This is a genomic window from Asaia prunellae JCM 25354, assembly GCF_000613885.1.
Lineage (GTDB): Bacteria > Pseudomonadota > Alphaproteobacteria > Acetobacterales > Acetobacteraceae > Asaia > Asaia prunellae.
The window spans coordinates 123,963-146,763 of sequence record NZ_BAJV01000001.1 but is presented as its reverse complement, the minus strand read 5'-3'; the positions used below and the strand labels follow the sequence as shown (position 1 = coordinate 146,763).

General features: G+C 55.3%; 18 protein-coding genes. 8 read left to right on the top strand and 10 right to left on the bottom strand.

Features of this window, described 5'->3' with window-relative positions:
* Positions 1–119: 119 nt before the first annotated feature.
* Genes betA through betI form a run of 3 tightly spaced genes read right to left on the bottom strand, consistent with a single transcriptional unit; the run spans position 120 to position 3,931 of the window.
* Complete coding sequence (gene betA / locus JCM25354_RS00645; protein ID WP_025884576.1) at positions 120–1,784, bottom strand: choline dehydrogenase; 1,665 nt, start codon at positions 1,782–1,784, stop codon at positions 120–122.
* 51 nt (positions 1,785–1,835) lie between these two features.
* A complete protein-coding gene (betB, locus tag JCM25354_RS00640; RefSeq protein WP_025884575.1) occupies positions 1,836–3,305 on the bottom strand; it encodes a betaine-aldehyde dehydrogenase in 1,470 nt (489 codons plus the stop codon).
* Complete coding sequence (betI, locus tag JCM25354_RS00635; protein WP_025884574.1) at positions 3,302–3,931, bottom strand: transcriptional regulator BetI; 630 nt, start codon at positions 3,929–3,931, stop codon at positions 3,302–3,304. Before betI ends, betB begins: the two co-directional genes overlap by 4 nt.
* A gap of 248 nt (positions 3,932–4,179) precedes the next feature.
* Between betI and JCM25354_RS00630 the strand changes: the two genes are divergently transcribed.
* Positions 4,180–5,703 carry a BCCT family transporter gene (locus tag JCM25354_RS00630; protein ID WP_199899868.1) on the top strand — a complete coding sequence of 508 codons (1,524 nt, stop codon included), beginning with the start codon at positions 4,180–4,182 and terminating at the stop codon, positions 5,701–5,703.
* A gap of 123 nt (positions 5,704–5,826) precedes the next feature.
* On the opposite strand, the gene JCM25354_RS00625 is transcribed toward JCM25354_RS00630, so the two are convergent.
* Complete coding sequence (locus JCM25354_RS00625; RefSeq protein ID WP_025884572.1) at positions 5,827–7,035, bottom strand: LysR family transcriptional regulator; 1,209 nt, start codon at positions 7,033–7,035, stop codon at positions 5,827–5,829.
* Between the two features lie 167 nt (positions 7,036–7,202).
* On the opposite strand from JCM25354_RS00625, the gene JCM25354_RS00620 reads away from it, so the two are divergent.
* The gene (locus JCM25354_RS00620; RefSeq protein ID WP_025884571.1) at positions 7,203–9,035 is read left to right on the top strand and encodes a phosphoenolpyruvate carboxykinase (GTP); all 1,833 of its coding nucleotides are present in this window, start codon (positions 7,203–7,205) and stop codon (positions 9,033–9,035) included.
* Positions 9,036–9,932: 897 nt separating this feature from the next.
* Here the strand turns inward: JCM25354_RS00620 and JCM25354_RS00615 are convergent.
* From JCM25354_RS00615 to JCM25354_RS00600, 4 genes are all read right to left on the bottom strand, one after another.
* Positions 9,933–10,460: a hypothetical protein gene (locus tag JCM25354_RS00615; RefSeq protein WP_148301322.1), complete on the bottom strand. Its 528-nt coding sequence runs from the start codon at positions 10,458–10,460 to the stop codon at positions 9,933–9,935.
* A gap of 274 nt (positions 10,461–10,734) precedes the next feature.
* On the bottom strand, positions 10,735–12,138 hold the full coding sequence (locus JCM25354_RS00610; RefSeq protein WP_025884569.1) for a class II fumarate hydratase: 1,404 nt from the start codon (positions 12,136–12,138) through the stop codon (positions 10,735–10,737).
* 1 nt (position 12,139) lies between these two features.
* The gene (locus JCM25354_RS00605) at positions 12,140–13,792 is read right to left on the bottom strand and encodes an NAD-dependent malic enzyme (RefSeq protein WP_025884568.1); all 1,653 of its coding nucleotides are present in this window, start codon (positions 13,790–13,792) and stop codon (positions 12,140–12,142) included.
* Positions 13,793–13,929: 137 nt separating this feature from the next.
* Positions 13,930–14,313, bottom strand: a complete 384-nt coding sequence (locus JCM25354_RS00600) for an L-rhamnose mutarotase (RefSeq protein WP_025884567.1) — start codon at positions 14,311–14,313, stop codon at positions 13,930–13,932.
* Positions 14,314–14,435: 122 nt separating this feature from the next.
* Here JCM25354_RS00600 and JCM25354_RS00595 point away from each other — a divergent pair, with 122 nt between their 5' ends.
* The 6 genes from JCM25354_RS00595 to JCM25354_RS00570 all read left to right on the top strand — a co-directional run bounded on the left by JCM25354_RS00595 (position 14,436) and on the right by JCM25354_RS00570 (position 20,240).
* Complete coding sequence (locus tag JCM25354_RS00595) at positions 14,436–15,725, top strand: L-fuconate dehydratase (RefSeq protein WP_025884566.1); 1,290 nt, start codon at positions 14,436–14,438, stop codon at positions 15,723–15,725.
* Positions 15,722–16,498, top strand: a complete 777-nt coding sequence (locus JCM25354_RS00590) for an L-fucose dehydrogenase (RefSeq protein WP_025884565.1) — start codon at positions 15,722–15,724, stop codon at positions 16,496–16,498. Before JCM25354_RS00595 ends, JCM25354_RS00590 begins: the two co-directional genes overlap by 4 nt.
* Positions 16,499–16,527: 29 nt before the next feature.
* Complete coding sequence (fucP, locus tag JCM25354_RS15585; RefSeq protein ID WP_199899867.1) at positions 16,528–17,661, top strand: L-fucose:H+ symporter permease; 1,134 nt, start codon at positions 16,528–16,530, stop codon at positions 17,659–17,661.
* A 127-nt stretch (positions 17,662–17,788) separates the two neighbouring features.
* The gene (locus JCM25354_RS00580; RefSeq protein ID WP_025884564.1) at positions 17,789–18,652 is read left to right on the top strand and encodes a fumarylacetoacetate hydrolase family protein; all 864 of its coding nucleotides are present in this window, start codon (positions 17,789–17,791) and stop codon (positions 18,650–18,652) included.
* Positions 18,649–19,377: an SDR family oxidoreductase gene (locus tag JCM25354_RS00575; protein WP_025884563.1), complete on the top strand. Its 729-nt coding sequence runs from the start codon at positions 18,649–18,651 to the stop codon at positions 19,375–19,377. The genes JCM25354_RS00580 and JCM25354_RS00575 overlap by 4 nt, the downstream gene beginning before the upstream one ends.
* On the top strand, positions 19,374–20,240 hold the full coding sequence (locus tag JCM25354_RS00570) for an amidohydrolase family protein (protein WP_035446534.1): 867 nt from the start codon (positions 19,374–19,376) through the stop codon (positions 20,238–20,240). Before JCM25354_RS00575 ends, JCM25354_RS00570 begins: the two co-directional genes overlap by 4 nt.
* 21 nt (positions 20,241–20,261) lie before the next feature.
* Here the strand turns inward: JCM25354_RS00570 and JCM25354_RS00565 are convergent, their stop codons facing one another.
* Both JCM25354_RS00565 and JCM25354_RS00555 read right to left on the bottom strand, forming a co-directional pair.
* A complete protein-coding gene (locus tag JCM25354_RS00565) occupies positions 20,262–21,380 on the bottom strand; it encodes a P1 family peptidase (RefSeq protein WP_025884561.1) in 1,119 nt (372 codons plus the stop codon).
* Positions 21,381–21,583: 203 nt separating this feature from the next.
* Positions 21,584–22,717, bottom strand: coding sequence for a type III PLP-dependent enzyme (locus tag JCM25354_RS00555; RefSeq protein ID WP_025884560.1), 1,134 nt, complete (start codon positions 22,715–22,717; stop codon positions 21,584–21,586).
* Positions 22,718–22,801 lie beyond the last annotated feature (84 nt).

The window sequence follows — 22,801 nt, the reverse complement described above, 5'->3', positions numbered from 1 at the left end:
TTCCCTGAAGGAGGTCGGGGTTAGCCAGACCTCCTTCAGGGAGGAACAGTATCCCTGCGAGCAGGGATACTCCTGAAAGCCTATTCCTGGTAAGGATATTGCTCACAGCACACGCCAGATCACTTTTCGTGTTCAGCGGCAACGTAATACGGTGCCGTGGACCGGGGAAGCGGCTTCTTCCCACGCATGAGATCGGCAATCTTTTCCGCGATCATGATTGTCGGCGCATTCAGATTGCCGGTCGGGATGATGGGCATGATAGACGCATCGACGACACGTAATCCTTCCATCTCGTGTACCCGTCCCTGATGATCGACAACGGCCATCGGGTCGGTCCCCATCTTGTTGGAACAGGAAGGGTGGTAGGCTGTCTCGGCATGGGCGCGCACGAATGCATCAATATCCGCGTCTGATTGCAGATCCTTGCCCGGCGAGATTTCGCGACCGCGATACGGGTCGAGAGCCGACTGGGCAAAGATCTCGCGTGTGATGCGAACAGCGGAGCGGAATTCGCGCCAGTCCTGTTCATGCGCCATGTAATTGAACAGGATGCTGGGATGTTTGTTGGGATCCTGAGAGGTGACCTGAATGCGGCCACGGCTTGGCGAACGCATTGAACCGACATGCATCTGGAAGCTGTGTTCGGTTACGCCGCCCGTGCCGTTATAGCTGATCGCTACAGGCAGGAAATGATACTGGAGGTTGGGCCATTCGAAACTGGGCTCGGAACGGATGAAGCCACCACCTTCGAACTGGTTGCTGGCGCCGATACCGGTTCCCAGAAAGAGCCACTCGGCCCCGATTGCGGGCTGGTTGTGAAGCTTGAGAGCTGGAGCCAGGGAAACGGGCTGCGTGCATGCATACTGGATATACATCTCCAGATGATCCTGCAGGTTCTGACCAACTCCCGGCAGATCTTTTACAACAGGAATACCCAGGGCACGCAGAACAGGGGCGGGACCGACGCCTGAACGCTGCAGAAGCTGGGGCGAGGCAATGGCTCCGCTGCACACGACGACCTCGCGTCCGGCATGGGCGCTTTCTCTTTCTCCCTTGCGCAGCCAGGTCACGCCAATGGCACGGTTATTGGAGAACAGGATGCGGTCGGCGATGGCATGGGTGACAATCGTCAGATTGGGCCGTGACCGTGCTTGATCGAGATAGCCGCGTGCCGTGCTGGCACGACGTCCTCTGCGCGTCACGGTACGATCCATGGGGCCAAAACCTTCCTGGCGATAGCCATTCAGGTCATCCGTGCGGTTATAACCGGCTTGCACACCGGCCTCGATCATGGCGCGGAAGAGAATGTTGTTATCCGGCTTCGTGGTCGTTACGTGCACGGGGCCGCTATCGCCATGATAATCATTGCCGCCGATATCCCGCGTTTCAGCTTTCCTGAAATAGGGGAGGCAATCGAGATAGCTCCAGTCTGACAGACCGGGAAGATTCGCCCAGTTGTCATAATCCATGGCATTGCCGCGAATATAGCACATGCCATTGATCAGGGAGGAGCCACCAAGCCCCTTGCCACGGCCACACTCCATGCGACGATTGTTCATATGCGGCTCGGGGTCGGTCAGATAGGCCCAGTTATAGCGACGCCCCTGTAGAGGATAGGCGAGAGCGGCGGGCATCTGGGTGCGGAAATCGAACCGGTAATCCGGTCCGCCGGCTTCGAGCAGCAGGACGCTCACATTGGCGTCCTCTGTCAGGCGTGTTGCCAGCACGTTGCCGGCAGATCCGGCACCGACGATTATATAATCATATTCCTTGGCCATCATCATCGTACTCTTCTGAATGTATTGTGGACTCTGTGAGTATTGTCTGTTTTTCGATCAGAATACCGATGCATAGGGAGCAAGTTCGACCTGTATTGACTTCACCTGAGTGTAGGCGAGCAGAGTCTGAATGCCGTTTTCGCGTCCGATACCGGATTGCTTGTACCCACCGACAGGCATCTGGGCAGGGCTTTCACCCCATGTATTGATCCAGCAGATACCCGCCTGGATCGCATGAATGACACGATGCGCTGCGGTGATGTCCTGGGTCACAACGCCTGCGGCAAGGCCGAATGTCGTATCATTCGCGCGCGCAATAACCTCTTCTTCCGTTTCATAGCTCAGGATGCTCATGACCGGACCAAAGATCTCTTCGCGTACGATCTGCATCGTATCAGTGCAGTCTGTGAACACGGTGGCAGCAACATAGGCACCACGATCGAATGCAGGGCCTGTCAGGCGATGCCCGCCAGCGAGAACCGTTGCCCCTTCGGCTTTTCCGGCTTCAATATGGTTCAGCACTGTCTCCATATGAGCAAAGCTTGTCAGGGGGCCGAAATTCGTTGCCGGATCCATGGGGTCACCTGCACGAATACGGGCGACACGTTTTGCGATGGCAGCCTCGAAAGATTTTTTCAGAGATGCCGGTACGAAAACACGCGTTCCATTGGTGCAGACCTGACCGGAACTGTAGAAATTGGCCATCATGGCAATATCAGCAGCACGTTCGATATCGGCATCAGCCAGAATGATCAGCGGTGACTTGCCGCCAAGTTCCATGGTCACGTCCTTGAGGCTCGACGCCGCGGCATCGGCCATGACTTTCTTGCCGGTCTGAACGCTTCCGGTAAAGGAGACCTTGTCAATGCGCGGGTCTGACGTCAGGAGATTGCCCACTTCGCGACCTGGACCCACAATGACATTGAAGACGCCGTCAGGCAGACCTGCTTCGGTGTAGATTTCTGCCAGTTTCAGTGCCGTAAGGGGGGTGACTTCACTTGGCTTGAAAATGACGGCGTTTCCTGCGGCAAGAGCCGGGGCCGATTTCCAGAGGGCAATCTGAATGGGGTAGTTCCAGGCGCCGATCGCTGCAACGATGCCAAGAGGCTCGCGCCTTGTATAGAAGAAACTCGTATCGCGAAGCGGGACCTGGATACCTTCAATGGCAGGGGCCAGCCCGGCATAATATTCCAGCACATCAGCGCCTGTGACGATGTCGACCGTGCTTGTTTCCGAATATGGCTTGCCCGTGTCGAGACTCTCCAGGCGTGCAAGTTCGTCGTTGCGCTCACGCAGGATGGCGACGGCCCGGTTGAGAATGCGTGATCTTTCGACGGCTGTCATGGCCGCCCAGATTTTCTGCCCCTTTTCGGCACTTCTTATTGCCGCATCAACCTCTTCGGCACCTGCCACCTGTACTGTGGCGATCGCCTCACCGGTCGCAGGGTTGATCGTCTTGATGGTACGCCCGGTTCTTGTCTGGACATGGCTGCCATTGATGAAGAGTGGTTCGCTTTGTGTCGTCATGATTTTTTCCGTTTTGTGCTGCTCGCGGACAGGGCGCAGTTTGAGGAAGGAAGGTGCTGGTCGATAAAATCGAAGGAGAGCCTGAGCGCCTGCTCGCTATCAAAGGCCTCCCCTGCAAGCGTGCCACGCAGCCACAGGCCGTCGATGAGAGCGGCAAGACCGGTCGCGGCATCGAGAGCGTTTTTCCGTTCCAGCTCGCGACCGAACTGATAGGCGAGATTGGAGTGCAACCGCCTGTCATTGGCACGTTGCAGTCTTTTGAACTGGGGATTGTTCAGGCTGGCGGACCAGAAAGCCAGCCAGCTGCGCATGGCCGCAGGGCTGGTCTGGCTGGGAGCGAAGTTCCCATGAACAATAGCTCTGAGCTGGGTTCTCGGACTTTGATCCCGTGCATGAATGCAGTGAAAAAGCACAGCCTCGCGCAAATCCCTGAGAATTTGTCTCATGGCTGCTTCGAGTAATCCATCTTTATTGCCGAAGTAGTGTGAAACTATGCCCGCCGACATCCCCGCCTCTGTTGCGACGGAGGAAAGTGTGACGTCACTTAAACCGCTATCCTCGATTACCCTGAATGTGGCGTCGATTAGCTGTTGATGTCTGACAGGCTGCATTCCAACTTTCGGCATGTAAGCTCCACCTCCCGAAAGATTTAATTTGATTGATTGCTCAATAAAGATAACCAAGATGTAATTCAACCCTGCGTTGGAGTCTGCCCGGTCACAACTGGCGTGATGAGAACAGCAGGAGCGTTGATAGGGAGAACTCGGGACGGCGGTCTGTATCCAGTCAGGGGACTGGCAGCTTGATCTGAGCAGAATAGAGATGGAGCACTCAGATGACGTCCCAGGTTGCGTCATGTATGAGATCAAGAAAAATGAGTGTTAACAGGCCGGTATTCTGGATTTCGGCGGTTATCACAACACTGGCAGGGCTGGCGTGCATGCTCTGGCCATCACAAAGCCGGACCGCGCTCGATCTGACCCAGTCTGCAGTGGTCGGGGCGTTCGGCTGGTTCTATATGGTGCTGATTGCTATTTGCATGGGGCTTGTCTGCTGGCTTGCCTTTTCACGTTATGGCGATGTGCTCCTGGGGGAGCCGGGATCGAAACCGGCGATCTCGACCCTTTCGTGGTCCACCATGCTGTTTTCAGCCGGGATCGGGATAGCACTCATCTATTATGGTGCCTACGAACCGCTCGACCATTATCTCAGGCCCCCCCAGGGGGCAGCGGCTACCGTTGAGGCCGCGCATGGTGCTATGGCCCTCACATTTCTGCACTGGGGTGTGCATGGCTGGACACTCTATGCAATGGTTGCCACGACCCTGGCCTATTTTGCCTATTGCAAGGGTATGCCGCTCGCCTTGCGCTCGCCACTGGTTGCGATTTTCGGTGATCGTATCAATGGTGGCCTTGGCGATCTGGTTGATTGTCTGGGCGTACTCGCCACGATGGTGTCAATGGTCACGAATGTCGGTATCGGAGCACTTCTGGTGCATTCGGGCCTGCATCATCTTTTCGGAATACCGATGACCATGCCGGTGGAAATTACCATTACGGTCGTCATGATGATGGCAGTCGCCGTGACGGTCGTGGCGGGGGTGGACAAGGGGATTGCCCTGCTCTCCAACGTCAATCTGGCCATTCTTTGCGGTATTCTGCTTTTCGTTCTGAGTACTGGCCCTACAGAACATATCTTTCAGGGTATCGTGCAGAACACAGGGGATTATCTGTCTTCGTTCATCCCCTCGACGTTCAACATGTATCTCTATGGTCATGCTGAAAAATGGATGGCGACCTGGACGCTTTTCTTCTGGGCGTGGTGGATTGCCTGGACACCTTTTGTCGGCCTGTTTATCGCGCGTATCTCGAAGGGGCGGACCATCAGGCAGCTTGTGCTTGGTGTAACCTTCATCCCTCTTGGCTTCACCCTCGTATGGCTTGCAATTTTCGGCAATACGGCGATCGATCTCGTCAGGAATGGCGCGGGTGCCGTGCTGGTTGATGCCGTGCAGAATGATCCTCCGATGGCGCTCTACCGCCTGCTTGAAACGCTGCCTTTGAGCGGTGTCATTGCCACGGTCGCGGTGTTTGCGAGTTTTGTTCTTTTTCTGACGCCGGTGAATTCCGGTGCCTTCATGATTGCAAGCCTTTCGATGCGTGACAGCGCGCCAGATGAGGACGCGCCGGTATGGATGCGTCTTGTCTGGGTTGCGGCAATTGCAGTGATCAGTCTCGGGCTTCTGATTGCCGGAAATTTTGACGCCATGCAGATGGCTGTCGTTCTTTGCGGCTTGCCCTTCTCCATTGTCCTATCATTTTACATGATCGGGCTTGTCCGGGCGCTTCGTTCGGACAACACTGCCGATGGTATGATGTCAGCGCAGCAGGACCACTGAACCGGTCGTGACGATGGCCTCCGTGATCGGCGGTGGCCGTCGTCTTCTGGTGTTGCGGGTCTGCTGATCCGCAAGATCATGTTCCTGATCTCCGGCGATCCTGTTTCTGGAAAAGAGTTTCAGTTACGAACGTTCCATATGCAGCGTTCTTGCTGACATGCGGAGCTGAGTCAGGAAACGCTCCTGCAATGCGCTTGGTAGCCAGTCCCTGCGTGTGAAAACGCCAATAGTGCGTATGGTGTCCGGGATTTCGGATTCGATTGGCGTGAGCAGACCTGCTGACATTTCAATGGCAATCTGATCGCGTGAGAGCAGCGTCAGAAAATCACTGCGTGTCAGCACGCCGCGTATGGTTGTGACCGACGCGCATTGTATCGGGGCCTTGGGGCGCTCGATACCGGCGCGATCGAAAATCTGCTGCCACTGATCGAGAAGATAGGATGTGCGTGGCCCGACAATCCAGGGATAGCGAGCCAGCTCGTCAAGGCTCGGCCTGTGCCCTGCGAGAGGGTGGCCAACCCTGCCGATCACTGCGATACGATCGCGCAAAAGCAGCTCCTGTCGCAGTTCGGGAGGAGGTTCTTCGCGCAGGGCACCGATAACAAGATCGAGCACACCGTTGCGCAAGGCAGAGAACAGTTCGCGGGCAGAGCCATCGACAACATTCATCTGTGCGAGCGGCGTGGTACGCGCCAGCTCCGCCAGGGCGACAGGCAGGAGCATGGAGCGCGCGAGCGCCATGGCGCCGATCGAGATATGATCTGTCTGGCGTGCGGCCTCGCGGCAGGCAATGACGAGTTCGTTGATGCCGAGCCTGAATTTTCTGGCCATGCGGTGACCGGCACGAGACAGGGTGAGAATACGTCCGTTTTTTTCCAGCAGTTCGATCTGGCTCAGCGTTTCGAGCGCCTTGAGGGGGCGCAGAATGGCGGGTTTTGACAATTCGCCCATACGGGCCGCCGCTGCGATGCCTCCTGTCTCAGAGAGCAGGAGCAGTGCCTTGACCTGCACAAGAGTCAGATGATGTTCCGGGCGAGCCTGACGGCGGGAAATCGCTGCACCGTTTTTCAGTCCTTCTCCCAGATAATCGAGGGCACGACGAAAGCGTATGACGATCTGCTCTCCTTCCCGGGTGAGTCTCAATCCGTGAGGCAGGCGATCGAAAATCCGGACGGCAAGTTTTGTTTCTATGCTGCCTATGCCCTGGGTGAGGGCGGGCTGAGAGAGATCGACTGCCAGTGCGGCTGCACTCAGGCTGTTTTCCTGCGCAGCAATAATCAGCGCACGTATATGACGTAGGTTCAGTTCCGGTATCGCCAGACCGTTTGTCACGAGACGGTGAACGGAATGCGTGTCTGAGGCTGCTCTGCCATTTATCCCGCTCTAAAGCTTGAGAGAACACGTTCCGACAAAAAACAAAATCTTATATCGTATCAGAAATTCGAATTAGGTTTCTCTGTCAATATCGGCTTGATTTTCTTCATACAGGGAGAAAAGCAATGCATATCGATGGTAAGCGTCGAGGAAATACGCTGGCGGATACTCTGCACATTCCTGCGCATGTGCGTCTCTGGGTTGAGGAAATTGCAGCCCTTTGCGAACCTGACCGTATATACTGGTGCGACGGAACGCAAACTGAATGGGACCGGATCGCCACGGAGCAGGTCGCGCGCGGTGCGATGGTCGCGCTTGACCCCGAACATTATCCCAATTCCTATCTGGCGCGCTCAGCCCCCAATGACGTGGCCCGAACAGAAGGCCGGACGTTTATCTGCGCCGCTTCGAAGGAAGAAGCCGGGCCAACCAATAACTGGATAGCGCCTGAAGAAGGCCGCGCCCGGATGCAGAAGATTTTCAAAGGCTGCATGCGCGGACGCACGCTTTATGTCGTGCCGTTCAGCATGGGACCGATCGAGGCAGAAAACCGGGTTATCGGCGTTCAGGTCACTGACAGCGCCTATGCGGTTCTCTCCATGCGCATCATGACGCGCATTGGCCGAGAAGTGCTTGAATCCATGAGCGAAAATGAATTTTTCGCCCGGTGCATCCATTCTGTGGGCGCGCCACGCGGCAAGGGCGAGCCGGACACGGCCTGGCCATGCAGTGATGAAAAATGGATCCTCCATTTTCCGGAAAGCCGTGAGATCTGGTCATTCGGTTCGGGTTATGGCGGCAATGCCCTTCTTGGCAAGAAATGCCTTGCCCTGCGTATTGCCTCCGTCATGGCACGTGATCAGGGTTGGCTTGCCGAGCATATGCTCATTCTCAAGGTCACGTCGCCGGAGAACAAGGTTCATTACATTGCGGGTGCCTTTCCGAGTGCCTGCGGCAAGACGAATCTCGCCATGCTCGATTCCACCTTGCCGGGATGGAAAGTCGAGACACTGGGTGACGATATCTGCTGGATGCGCGTCGGGGCCGATGGGTATTTCTACGCCTCCAACCCGGAAACCGGTTTTTTCGGCGTGGCCCCCGGCACCAGCGACAAGACCAATCGTAATGCCATGCAGACCATGCGGGCCAACAGTATTTTCACCAACGCCGCCCTGACCGAAGACGGCACGGTATGGTGGAAAGGCATGACTGATACACCGCCTCAGGGTCTGACAGACTGGCGTGGTCGCCCATGGGATCCGGATTCCGGTCCCGCCATGCACCCCAATGCCCGTTTCACGGCGCCTATCGAGCAATGCCCGTCTCTCGCCGAGGAATGGTGCCGCCCCGAAGGCGTCAGACTGTCAGCCATTCTGGTGGGCGGACGCAGGGCGAGCGCTGTGCCGCTGGTTACTGAAGCCTTCAGCTGGGAACATGGCGTGTATATGGGCGCGACCCTCGCCTCGGAAAGCACAGCCGCTTCTGAACACGATCTCGGAAGCCTGCGCCGTGACCCGTTCGCGATGAACCCGTTCTGCGGATACAACATGGGCGATTATTTCGCCCATTGGCTGAGCTTCGCGCAGGACGAGCGGGTCGACAAAGCCCATATGCCGCGCTTCTTCATGGTCAACTGGTTCAGAACCGATGAAAACGGCCAGTTTATCTGGCCGGGCTTTGGCGACAATATCCGTGTGCTGAAATGGATTGTTGAGAGGCTGGAAGGCTCAGTAGAGGCGGTCGCCACGCCGGTTGGCAACGTACCCGCAAAAGGCAGCCTCGATCTGGATGGTCTGGCCATGCAGGAAGACGATCTGGCTCCGCTCATGACGATCGATCGTAAAGCGTGGCGGAAGGAGGCAGAAGCGAACAGGGATTATCTGGCTGGTTTGGGCGCGCGCGTTCCAGAGCGTCTGTATGACGAGCAGAATGCTTTTGAAAATCGCCTGAGCACCTGAGAAAAGCGCGCAGCACTTCAGTGCAAAGCGCCTAAAGTAAGGCTCAGAAGTGATTAGCGAGTAGAGCCACTGAAGAAGAATGAGCCCGGGCGCGGCTGGATATTCGCCTCGTTCTTATTATAGGCTAGTTAGGAGACATTGGTGGAGGAATTGCCATCTTTACCCCGCAGCGTGATCGTGCCCGCATGGGCGGTGTAAGCAATGTTCTGCCCATGTGGTCAGATGATGCTCGGTGATGGAATCCGCAGGCAGCAGTGCCGCCAATCCTTCCTTCGGCGCCTCGCTCTTGGCAGGCTCAGGTGCATTGGCCGCGGGAAGAATGGGCAAGGCGAAGCCAGCAACGCCGCAACAAAAATCTTGCGCGACATGCAAAGTCCTCTCGAGTTTGGAACAGCATGACAATCTCGAAAAGGGGGAGGGAGCAATGGGGGAAGCATCGGGACGCTGCCCTGAAACCCGCCAAAGAGCCGTCGCCCTTTGGTAACCCGTTGCGGAGGCTAGCCATCGAACGGCTGCTTTCGCCGTCACTCCAGACCTCAGGTATTATAGTTTGATTTCTACATAGCAGACTGCCAAGGCAGGATTGTTGAAGGCTTGCGCGAAATTCATTATCTGACGCTGAACCGGTCTTACGAAGTACATATACGTTTCCCCCAAATTCCAATTTTTCGCTATTTTTCCGCTGAGGTAGAGAACTGATTCCATCCCACACCGGGACCCTAGAATATTTATATTTTACGATTCCGTTTAAATCAAAACTTTCATTCTGCTTTGTAAAGCATAAGCTTTTCTTTCATTGGAAAAAATAATAATATTTGTTTTTTGAATTCAAGTAGGTTATTTAGAAATATACTGTGCTTTTCTTTATATATTCTGAGCGCCTCATCATTGCATTTTTCATTTTTTTTTGCCATATGCAACAAAAACCTCGCGAGAGGCGGAGTTTATATCTCTATAAATAGATAATAAATTACCTATATAGTTATAAATTTCTTTATTTATAAATTCTGAGTGAAAAAAAATAGAATTTATACTTTGCAAATCTGTACCTATATAGCCTATTTCCGCTATTAATTTTGAATCCTGCTGCACTGAATAACTTCTTGCTTCAGCTCGTGAAATGCATCTGTCTATGTTAAATTTCATATTTAAAAATTCATCAGATTTTTTTAAAAACTCATTCACAAAAATATTATTTTTCATTGCATATTGTTTTTTGTTGTTTTTATTATACTGCCAAAAACTATAAATTACTGCCAAAATAGCAGATGTTGCACCTATGATCGAAGAAAGTACAGTCAAAATACCTGCATATCTAGCTGCTTTAGCTTGGATCTCTGCGGCACGAATTGTTGCTCTTGCAGCAACGCAGACGTCTTCAGAAACAAGGATATGCATTTGTATTACAGAATAACAATCTGGCATTATGAATGTCCCAAGTGCATGCGTTGTGATGATTTTATTTTGCCGGCAATAATTTCAACAAGAGAATGACTTCTTCAAGCTGAGGCCGCTTCAGCGTGCACGATCTCTATTAGCATATTGCTAATAGAGATCGTGCACGGAAATTTTGCTACTTCAATGTCCGATGACGGACTTTCTTCTTTCAACCCAACGCGTACGCAGCGTGGTACTAAATTTATTGCGATAAAAGGGCTGCCGCCCCTTTCCGGGGGGCGGGGCAGAGCCCCGCTTTCCCTTACTTCCCCTTCAGATTTGGTGCCAGCATGGTGCGCGGGTCGACCAGACGGTCGAAATCGACCTCGCTGACAGCGTTCAGGGCCAGGGCGGCCTCTTTCAGCGTGCAGTCATGGTCCATGGCGTGATGCGCGACCTTTGAGGCCGTGTCGTAACCGATGGTCGGGGCGAGGGCCGTTACCAGCATCACGGACTCAGCCACGTAGCGCTCGATGCGGGCGAGGTTCGGCTTGGTGCCTTCAATCAGGAAGGTGCGGAAATTCTCGCTGCCGTCATGCAGCAAGGTGATGCTCTGCATGATGTTCTGGATGATGAGCGGCTTGTAGACGTTCATTTCCAGCAGGCCACCGGCGCCGCCGAAACCCACCGCCACGTCATTGGACATGACCTGCACGGCCAGCATGGCCAGAGCCTCGGCCTGGGTCGGGTTGACCTTGCCCGGCATGATGGACGAGCCGGGCTCGTTCTCAGGCAGATGCAGCTCGGCAAAGCCGGCGCGCGGGCCGCAGGAGAGAAGGCGGATGTCGTTCGCGATCTTGTAGAGCGCGCCTGCCGTGGTGCGGAGCGCACCCGAAAAATGCACAAGCGCATCATGCGCGCCTTGCAGGGCAAATTTGTTCTCGCCGCTGATGAAGGCCGCATCGCTCAGACGGGCGATCTCGGCGCAGGCGCGACCAGCAAAGGGGGCATCGGTATTGATGCCGGTGCCGAGTGCGGTACCGCCAAGGGCTAGGGGGTAGAGGCCCTTCTCGGCTTCCTGAATGCGAGCAATGTTCTCGCGCAGCATCCCGGCATAGCCGTGGAATTCCTGTCCTAGCGTGACCGGCACGGCATCCTGCATATGGGTGCGGCCAATCTTGACGATATCCTTCCACTCTTCGGCCTTGGTTTCGATGGACTCCGCCAGACGGGTCAGGGCCGGGATCAGTCTACGACGGCTGCCCAGCACAACCGCCACATGCATGGCCGTGGGGAAGTTGTCGTTGGACGATTGTGACATGTTGACGTGATCATTGGGGTGAACCGGGCGCTTGCTGCCCAGAGCCTCGCCAGAGAGCTGGCAGGCGCGGTTCGAAATGACCTCGTTGATGTTCATATTGAACTGGGTGCCAGAGCCGGTCATCCAGACATGAAGCGGGAACATGTCGGCATGCTGACCGGCCAGGATCTCATCGCAGACCGTGGTGATCAGCTTGTATTGCGTCTCGGCCAGACGCCCGCTCTGATGGTTGGCACTCGCACAGGCGCGCTTGACGATGGCATAGGCCTCGATCATTTCGCGCGGCATCAATTCGCGGCCGATGCTGAAATAATGAAGGGAGCGCTGTGTTTGCGCGCCCCAGAGCTTGTCGGCTTGAATTTCGATTTCGCCGAGGCCGTCGCTCTCGATCCGTGTGTCTGTCATGTCAGATCTTCTCATAAGCACAATATTCAGGCGTCCAGACGAGGGACTGAATGCGGTCATGCAGTTCCTCATCGCTCAGATCAGGACATACGCCATCTTCGCGCGCCTGTCTGGCAGAAGCTTCAGCAACAGCGAGTGCGACCTTTCGCAATTGCGTGACCGGGGGCAGGAGATTGCCGTCCGGGTTGCTCCGCAGGGGGGAGAGCGAAGCAAGGCCACGCGCTGCCGCCATGAACATGGACTCCGTCACCCGCGTGGCCCCGGTGGCCAGAAGACAGAGCCCCAGTCCGGGGAAGATATAGGCATTGTTCGTCTGGTCGACGCGATGGGTGTGGCCATGCAGGTCGAGTGGCGGGAAGGGGCTGCCTGTGCTGACGAGGGCGCGCTCTTCAGACCAGTTCATGATGTCTTCAGGCGTGGCTTCGGAATGCGAGGTGGGGTTGGAGAGCGGGAAGATGATCGGGCGTTTGCAGTTTCTGGCCATTTCACGCACGATTTTCTCGCTGAACAGTCCCCTGACACCCGAGACACCAATCAGGATGGTGGCCTTGGTCTCACGCATGACGCTCTCGAAATCGGTAGGGCGTTTCTCCCAGTCAGACCTGGCGAAGAGGGCCTGCCCGTCGGTAAGTCCTTCGCGGTCAGCACAGAGAAGACCGTTCTGATCGAGCATGTAAAAGCGTGACAGGGCCTCATCTTCGCTTGCGCCTTCATCCTGCATGACCTGTAGCAGTAATCTGGCGATGCCAACGCCAGCAGAACCTGCACCCAGCATGACGACAGTCTCGTCTTTGAGCTTGCCGTCATGGGCGGCATTGGCACTGAGAATGGCGGCCGTGGTGACGGCGGCCGTGCCCTGTATATCGTCATTAAAAGTGCACAGCCGGTCGCGATAGCGTTCCAGAATGGGCGCTGCATTGACGCCGCTGAAATCTTCCCAGTGCAGCACGACATGCGGCCAGCGCGTTTGCACAGCCGTGACAAAGCGCTCGATGAAGGCGTCATATTCGGCACCGCGCACACGCTCGTGACGCCAGCCGATATAAGCGGGATTGTGCAGCAGATCCTGGTTGTCTGTGCCGGTATCGAGCAGGATCGGGAGTGTCTGGTCCGGCGAAATGCCCGCACAGGCTGTGTAAAGCGAGAGCTTGCCAATAGGAATGCCCATGCCACCAGCACCCTGATCGCCAAGGCCGAGAATGCGCTCGCCATCGGTCACGACTATAATACGGATATCATCATAGGCCGGGTCGGAAAGGATATCCTCGATCGCATCCCGCTCGGGATAACTCAGAAAAAGGCCGCGTGGACGCTGCCAGATCTCCGAAAAGCGCTGGCATGCCTCGCCGACGGTCGGTGTATACACCAGTGGCAACATGCTTTCGAGCTTGCGGGTCAGCAGGGCATAGAACAGCGTTTCATTCGTGTCCTGCAATTCCCGTAAATGCACATGACGAGCAAAAGGCGAGGGCAGGGCGTCGAGGAACTTCAGTGCGGCCTCAACCTGCTCATCCAGTGACAGGATAGCGCGTGGCAGATGCCCGTGCAGTTCGAATTCCTCTCGCTCATCTGCACTGAAAGCCAGTCCTTTGTTCAGGAAAGGATGATTGAGCAGCTCCTGTCCGGAAAGAGCAACAGAGAGGGTTTTGGTCATGAGAAGTCTCCCGGCAGGAATGTACCCGCAATTTTGCCAGTCATTACGGACGGAAAGAGAACCACAAGCCATCAGGCCTTGCGAGCCTCATTGACCCCAACGTGAACAACCTTACCGGGATTTATTTCAACAACTGCTCAGCGATGATGCGTGTGGCTTTCAAGATCGAAGATGCACGTCATGGCGCGCCATTTTTCGTTTTCTGCCGAGCCGGGCAGACGGCACTGATAATGGTCCATTTCCGCCTCCCATTGCTGTACGAGCGGCGGGATCTCTTTCTGTGCCGGGTGAGTGGGATCGTTTTCGGTGATCATGAAAAGACGGTCGTCGCAGCGCCAGATTTCCATGCTGACAATGCCCCGGTCTTTCATGTCCGAAAGAATTTCCGGCCACACATTCCCTGGCTGATGACGTTTTTCATAAGCCGTGATGAGCTCAGCGTCATTCACCAGATCCAGCGCGTAGCAACGGCGTTCGCTGGCAGAAAAGACGGTGCCTGAAACGCGAGGAGAAAGTGACATTTCTGACTCTCCAAACAGATTGCTCGCAATTATGTGTTACATAACATATATATCACTAAATAATAGATACATATAACATATAATAATAACGATTCGGTCTTGTCTGTCACGCGGAGTTTGATGTGGCGAAGATTATTTCCCTTTCTGTGCGAGATATCCGTTTCCCGACATCTTCTGGTCTGCATGGCTCAGATGCCATGAATCCGGATCCCGATTATTCGGCAGCCTACGTCACGCTTGCGACAGATGTGGCTGGCCTGATGGGCTATGGCCTGACCTTCACGATAGGTCGCGGGAATGATCTCTGCTGTGCGGCGGTAAAAGCGCTCGCGCCTTTGGTCGTGGGGCTCGAACTCGAGGATATCAGGCGGGATCCGGCAGCCTTCTGGCGCAATATCACATCTGACAGTCAGCTTCGTTGGGTTGGGCCCGACAAGGGAATCATGCATCTGGCAACAGGGGCTGTGGTCAATGCCGTATGGGATCTATGGGCACGCGCCGAGGGCAAGCCGCTCTGGGCGTTGATCGCCGATATGTCACCCGAGCAGCTCGTTGGCACGATCGACTTCCGTTATCTCACTGATGTCATCACCAAAGACGAGGCGCTGTCTCTGCTCAAGCGGCGTGCCCGAGGCAAGGCATCACGACGCGAAATCCTGATGCAGGAGGGGTATCCCTGCTACACGACTTCGGCCGGATGGCTCGGTTATGGCGACGAGCGCTTGAGGCAACTATGTGGCGAGGCCATCGCGCAGGGCTTTTCTCATGTCAAACTGAAGGTCGGTCGCGATCTGGATGATGATATCCGCCGTGTCACGATCGCACGCGAGGTGATCGGGCCGGACCGTAAACTCATGCTTGATGCCAATCAGGTCTGGGAGGTTTCCGAGGCGATAGAGTGGATGAGACATCTCGCCTTTGCACAGCCGTGGTTCATTGAAGAGCCAACCAGCCCCGATGATATTCTTGGCCATGCCAAGATCAGGCGTGGGCTGAATGGCATCAGTGTTGCCACCGGGGAGATGTGCCAGAACCGCATTCTCTTCAAGCAATTCATCGAAAGCGAAGCCATTGATATCGTGCAGATCGATGCCTGTCGCGTGGGTGGTGTGAACGAGGTGCTCGCTATTTTGCTGATGGCGGCAAAATTCGATCTGCCGGTTTGCCCTCATGCTGGGGGCGTTGGGCTGTGCGAATATGTACAGCATCTGGCAATGGTGGATTATCTCTGCTTTTCAGCAACGACCGACGGGCGTGTTGCCGAATTTGTCGATCATCTCCATGAGCATTTCAGATATCCCTGCGTTGTGCGTGACGGTGCGTATTTCCCGCCGGAAGCACCTGGTTATTCGATCGAAATTTACGAAAAAAGTCTGGCTGCTCACGAATTTTGCCAGGGAGCACCATCATGAAGCTCGGGCTGAAAAACAAGACCATACTCGTGACGGGTGGAGGGCAAGGTATAGGCGGCGCCATTTCCCGTTCTCTTGCACAGGAGGGCGCGCGACCGGCCATTATTGCACGACGTCCCCCGGAAGACGCCCTGCTTGCTTCCCTTGAGGCGTTGAACGCGGAATATATCTATGTTCCTTGCGATCTGCATGATGACGCAGCCTGTCGTGAGGCTGTTGAGACCGTGTTGCGGAAAACCGGCGCCATTCATGGATTGGTCAATAACGCCGGAGCCAATGACAGTGTTGGTCTGGAGGCGGGTACTGAGGCATTTCTCAGATCGGTGCATAATAATCTCGGGCATTATTATGCCATGGCCCACCATGCGCTCCCTGCTCTCAAGAAAACAGGCGGGGCAATTGTCAATATCTCGTCGAAGACAGCAGTGACAGGACAGGGGAATACCAGCGGTTATGTTGCCGCGAAAGGGGCTCAGCTTGCTCTGACACGTGAATGGGCTGTGGATCTCAAGGATCATGGCATCCGGGTAAATGCGGTTATTCCGGCGGAGGTTCTGACGCCGCTATATGAAAACTGGTTGAAGACCTGTGATGATCCCGAAGCCAGGAAACAGGCAATCACAGCGCGTATCCCACTTGGCAAAAGGTTCACCGAGGCGGCTGAAATTGCTGACACGGTTGTGTTCCTTCTCTCCGATCGCGCAGCGCATACCACAGGCCAGTTCCTTTTTGTGGATGGAGGCTATGTCCATCTCGATCGAGCCATCGATTGATTTCCCGAGCCGGGAAAGGAGACAGCGCAATGACGGAAAAACCAGGCAGCGGTCAGGATGGATATCATGTCGCCATAGCCTTTGTAGTGGTGCTGTTTTTTCTCTGGGGTATGGCCAATAACCTCAATGATATCCTCATAGCCCAATTCAAAAAAGCCTTTGTACTCTCGGATTTTGGCACCAGTTTCGTACAGCAGGTTTTCTATTTCGGGTATTTTCTTTTTTCCTTGCCCGCAGCCCTGCTTATGCAGGGTCGGGGTTATCGTATCGCCATCATGACAGGCCTGGGCTGCTATGGCGCAGGGGCTTTACTCTTTTATCCTGCAGCCGAATTTGGCCGTTATGAATTCTTTCTGGTCGCCCTGTTTATCATTGCAGGTGGATTGGCTTTCCTCGAAACAGCAGCCAATCCCCTCATGACGGAGATAGGAGATCCGGCAGGTGCAGCACGGCGGCTGAACTGGGCACAGGTTGCCAACCCGATTGGTACTCTCTCAGGTATACTGATCGGAAAATATTTTATTCTTTCCGGCAAGACGCTGGATCCGACGGACCCAACCCTGTCCGAAGCGGCAAAGACGTTATTTTACAGAAATGAAATTCTTTCGGTCAGAGGGCCTTATATCACTCTTGGTTTATTCGTTCTGTGTCTCGCAATGCTGGCAGCTTTCATCCGTTTTCCGCCCGTGCAGCATCATGGGTCCGGAGAGGGGAAGAGAAACTCCTTATATGGATTGTTCAGAAAGCCTCGCTTGCGCTTTGCCGTAATCGCCCAGTTTTTTTATGTCGGTGCCCAGGTGGCTGTATGGAGCTATACGATACGCTATGCAGAGGCCAATGCGCATATGACAGAGGCTTCTGGGGCCAATGCGCTTCTGATCAGTCTGATCCTGTTTGCGTGTGGGCGTTTCTGCGGCACGTCACTGATGGTGCGTTTTGCACCGAACACCATTTTACAGTTTTTTGCAGCGGCAAGCCTTTTGCTCACACTGGGCTCGTCGGCTTTGTCCGGACATGCCGGGCTTTATTGTCTGGTGCTGGCAAGTTTTTTCCTTTCAATCCAGTTTCCGACCATTTTTGCGCTTGGTGTGGAAGGGTTGGGGCAGGAGCGTCGTCTTGGTGGCTCTCTCATGATCATGGCGATTATCGGGGGGCTGTTCTGACCGGATTCATGGGACATGTGTCTGATTTCATGGGCATCCGTCTTGCGATGCTTGTGCCGAGCCTGAGTTTTGCCGTTGTCCTGGCTTTCGCCCTTTACATCAAACGTTCAGAAGCAAGGAGTATCCCATGAAGCTTGCCCGAATTGGACAACCCGGAATGGAAAAGCCTGCTCTTATTGACAGGACGGGGCGCGCACGAGACCTGTCCTCGATTGTCAGTGATATCTCAGGTGAAGCGTTTGAGTCCGGTCTGCTGTCCAGACTGATGGCAATTGATACAGCCCGATTGCCCCTGCTCCCGGAAGGAGAGAGGCTGGGACCTGCAGTTTCAGGGGTGGGTAAATTCATATGTGTAGGATTGAATTACCGGGATCATGCCGCTGAGTCAGGAATTGTTCCGCCTGCTGAACCTGTCCTGTTCATGAAGGCCACCAGCGCAATCTGTGGTCCGAATGACGATATCATCATTCCCCTTGGTTCGGAAAAAACGGATTGGGAGGTCGAGCTTGGTGTTGTCATTGGCAAGACAGCAAGGCATGTCGCTGCTGAAAACGCACTCGATCATGTGGCTGGTTATGTTGTGATCAATGATCTGTCAGAACGGGCTTTTCAGCTGGAACAGGGTGGCCAGTGGGTGAAAGGCAAAAGCTGCGATACATTCGGACCTATAGGCCCCTGGCTGGTCACAACAGATGAAGTCCCGGATCCACAGGCCTTGTCGCTTTGGCTTGAGGTCAATGGCGTCCGTCACCAGAATGGCCATACGCAGAACATGGTTTTCGATGTGGCCTTCCTTGTCAGCTATATCAGCCGGTTCATGACACTTTGCCCTGGTGATATCATCTCGACCGGAACGCCGGCCGGGGTCGGACTGGGTTTCAAGCCGCCCGTTTATCTCAAGCCCGGTGATCGTATGGTTCTGGGTATCGAGAGCGATCAGGGTGTGTCGCTGGGCCGACAGACGCAGATCTGCAGGAGCTATGCGTCATGAACCGCCTTGCCGGAAAACGGGCGATCGTCACAGGGGCCGGGCAGGGAATAGGACGAGCCAGCGCCATTCTTTTTGCCAGCGAGGGGGCCGAAGTCTTCGCGGTTGATCGCAAGACGGAGGCTCTTGCAACGCTGTCGGGATGTCATCCTGTTACGCTCGATCTGCTGAAGTCAGACGATATTACTGCGCGTATGGCTGAGATCGGTGCCGTCGACATTCTCTTCAATTGCGCAGGTTATGTTGATTCTGGATCCTTGCTTGAAACGAGCGCGGAGGGATATCGCCTTTCTTTCGCACTGAATGTGCATGCGATGGTGGATGTCACGCGTGCCGTATTGCCGGGAATGCTTGATAGGGGTGGATCGATCATCAACATGGCGTCGGTGGCAAGCTCGGTGATTGGCGTGCCCAATCGCTTTGCCTATGGCACGACCAAAGCGGCGGTTATCGGACTAAGCAAGTCGATCGCGGTCGATTATGTTACCCGCAGGATAAGATGCAATGTGATCTGTCCTGGCACAGTGCAATCCCCGTCACTTGATGAGCGGCTCTCCTCAACGGGAGATGCCGAGGCCGCACGCAAAGCCTTCATTGCTCGTCAGCCGATGGGGCGTATCGGCACCGCCGAGGAAATAGCCGAACTTGCCCTGTATCTTGCGAGTGATGCCTCTGCCTATACGACAGGCAGTGTCCACGTGATTGACGGTGGCTGGACTGCCGCATGACCGGTAACTGGTCCTGTATAATCGACTCCCATCATCATTTATGGGCGCGTACCAACGCGTTTCATCAATGGCCAGGGTTTCAGCAAGTCAGAATTTTCCGGGACTATCTTCCCAATGATTTTGCCAGGGTCTCCCGGCCTTCGGGGGTGACGGGGAGTATTGTTGTCCAGGCACAGGAGGACATACGCGAAACATTCTGGCTTCTGTCACTTGCCGAACAGCATGACTGGATTGCCGGGGTGGTTGGTTGGGTCGATTTCTCCAGCACAGAGGCTCCTGAGCTGATCGGCCGACTTGCCCGCTATCCCAAGCTCAAGGCTTTGCGCCCCATGCTGCAGGATATGGACGATGTGGACTGGCTGCTTTCACGTGAAGTGATGCCTGCGCTCCGGGCCTTGGCGCAAAACGGATTGCGCCTGGACGCGCTGGTGAAACCCCGTCACCTGAACATGATCCGCCGCTTTTGCCGTCTGTGGGATGAAATATCTGTCGTGATTGACCACGCAGCCAAGCCGGACCTGTCAGGTGCGGGGTTTGACCACTGGTGTGAGGCTATGAATGATCTCTCTGAACACGGTGTCGCATGCAAATTTTCTGGTCTTCATACCGAGCTCCCCTTGGGAGGAAAGCAGGCTCTGCTTGTTCCTTTCGTGGAGACGCTTTTTTCCCTTTTCTCGGATCGTCTTATGTGGGGGAGCGACTGGCCTGTCTGCCTGCTGGCTCAGGATGACTATGAGGACACGCTTACCTATGCCCGCAATGTTGTGTCGGAAAATGTACCCGAGCGCGGCAGATCGATTTTCGCAGATTCTGCCATTGCCTTCTACGGCCTCGCGCAGAAAATTCAGCCTGAAGGTAATTGAGGCCTCTTAGCCTGCCGCTGGTTAATGATGCGTCGGCAGGGTCGACCATAGCGGAACGGTCATACCAGGCGGCAAAGAGGCATTGAATACGCCACGGGCAACAGCACGTGCCAGAACATCCGCGGCAATGCTGCCGAGCTGTGCAACAAGAAGGGCGCGTCCGTTTTCGGCTACAGCTTTGGTCCCTGTTGCGAGTGCAAAAATCGTATCGCCGTCGAATGGGGAGTGTACCGGATGAATGGCGCGAGCCAGACCGTCCTGCGCCATCATGGCGATGCGTTTGAGTTCGTCCTGTGTGAGGGCGGCATCTGTGGCAACACAGGCCAGAGTTGTATTGGCTCGGGGCTGAGGATCGAGCTTGGTACCGCTCATATCCTCAGGGGCGATTCGGGATGCTGAAACGCCGAGACCGCCAAACTCGCTTCCCTGTTCGAAAGGGGCGGCCCAGAAATGTTTTTCATGGGGAAGGGTGACAGAACCAAGACTGTTCGTCGCAACGATAGCCCCGATCGTATAACCGTCTCTGGTTACCCACGAGGCTGTGCCGATTCCGCCCTTGAGGCGTCCGGCCATCGCGCCATAGCCTGCACCAACCGTTCCGAGGGCAACGTGACGGTTGGCATGGCTGACCGCGTCCACGCCGAGAGCACGATAGGGGGGAGCCTCCCCCCAGGATTTGTCGCCACCATTATCAAGGTCATAGAGAATGGCAGCCGGGACGATTGGAGAAACAGGCACATCTTTGACCTTGCGCATGGCAAAGCCACGGTCTCGCGCACCCAGCCAGGCCGCAACACCGTCAGCGGCAGCGAGCCCATAAACCGAGCCACCAGACAGGGTCAGGGCATCAATCCGATGGACCAGATTCCAGCTGTTGAGGGCATCGGTTTCGCGGGTGCCCGGCCCCCCTCCACGCACATCGACGGCGCAGGGCACAGGCTGGTCGGGAAGAATAACGGTTACACCGGTACGGCTATTGGTATTCTGAGATTGGCCTACACTCAGTCCCTCGACATCTGTGAGGCTGTTGCTGCGGCCAATATGGCCCTGAGCCGTATCTTGCGCCGGGGTTGCCCGTGCCGCCTTGGAGAGAACGATCCCGGTCAGAAGTCCGGAGAGCAGAAAATCACGACGCTTCATAAAACAACTGACCGTATCAGGAAAAGGAAGCCCGGAATCAGGGTATTCGTTGTTCCGGGGGAACGCCCGTAATGAAGACTGTATGCGAAGACAGGCTCCGGGTCCTTGTTGAAACAGAAAAGACGCCGCGCGATGGAACACTCCAGTCGCGGGCGCCTTCGTTTTGCTGTCATGGCCGTCAGGAAAAGACCGCTTCTGAAGGCTCAGATGTAATGTTCACTCAGCGGGGCGAAGCCGTTGAAACCGGTTGAACAATAGGTGGTAACATAGGCACCTGTTGTGAGCAGTTCGATACGGTCGCCCGAATTCAGTGCGTGGGGCAGCTGAACGCGATTCTTCTCATACATGATGTCCACACCGTCGCAGCTCGGGCCCGCCACAACCGTTTCGCCCGTCGGCAGGCCATCATGCGGCGTACGAAAACGATAGCGGATTGCTTCGCCTTCGGTCTCTGCCAGACCGCCGAACCGACCGATATCGAGATAGACCCAGCGTGGATCGCTCTCCTTGCCGCCGCGACGGCTCACCAGAACAACCTCAGTCGATACCACACCGGCTTCTGCCACCATAAAACGACCCGGCTCGATCAGCATTTGCGGCAAGGCATTGCCGAAATGCTCGGTCATGGCGCGGCCAATGGCCAGACCGAACTGCTCGATTTCGGGAATGTCATCACGATAACGAACAGGGAAACCACCACCCAGATTAACCATTTTCAGGTCGATTCCAGCCGCTGAAAGATCAGTAAACAGCATGGCGACCTTGGCAATGGCAGCCTCATAAGCGGCCGTGCTGGTCTGCTGGCTCCCAACATGGAAGGACAGGCCATAAGGCTCAAGACCGAGATCGACAGCCTGAAGCAGGAGATCCTTCGCATGGGCGATGGTCGTGCCGAATTTGCGTGATAGTGGCCAGTCGGCCCCCTCATTCTCAACAGCCAGTCGGCAGAAGACGCGCGAACCCGGGGCGTGCTCGGCAAGCTTGGCCAGTTCTTCTTCGCTGTCGAAAACAAAAAGATCGACGCCCAGATCAAAAGCTTCGCGAATGGCAGAAACTTTCTTTACGGTATTGCCGAAAGAAATCTGGCTGGCCTGGGCACCGGCAGCCATGCACTGGTGAATTTCGCCGATTGAGGCTGCGTCGAAAGACGAGCCAAGCCGTACCAGACGCTCAAGGATCGGGGCAGCCGGATTGGCTTTTACGGCATAATAGATCTGTGCCAGGGGAAGGGCATCACGCAAGGCATGATAGCGTGCTTCAACATGATCGATATCGACCACGAGGCAAGGAGTTGCCGGTTGCTGCTCGGCAAGATAGCGGACGATTTTCGGAGTCATTGAGTCACTCCTCCCGAAATCCGCCCGAACCTGCACGGGCGGAATTGTTGCGAAACGGTCGAACGGACCGGCGATCAGGACGAG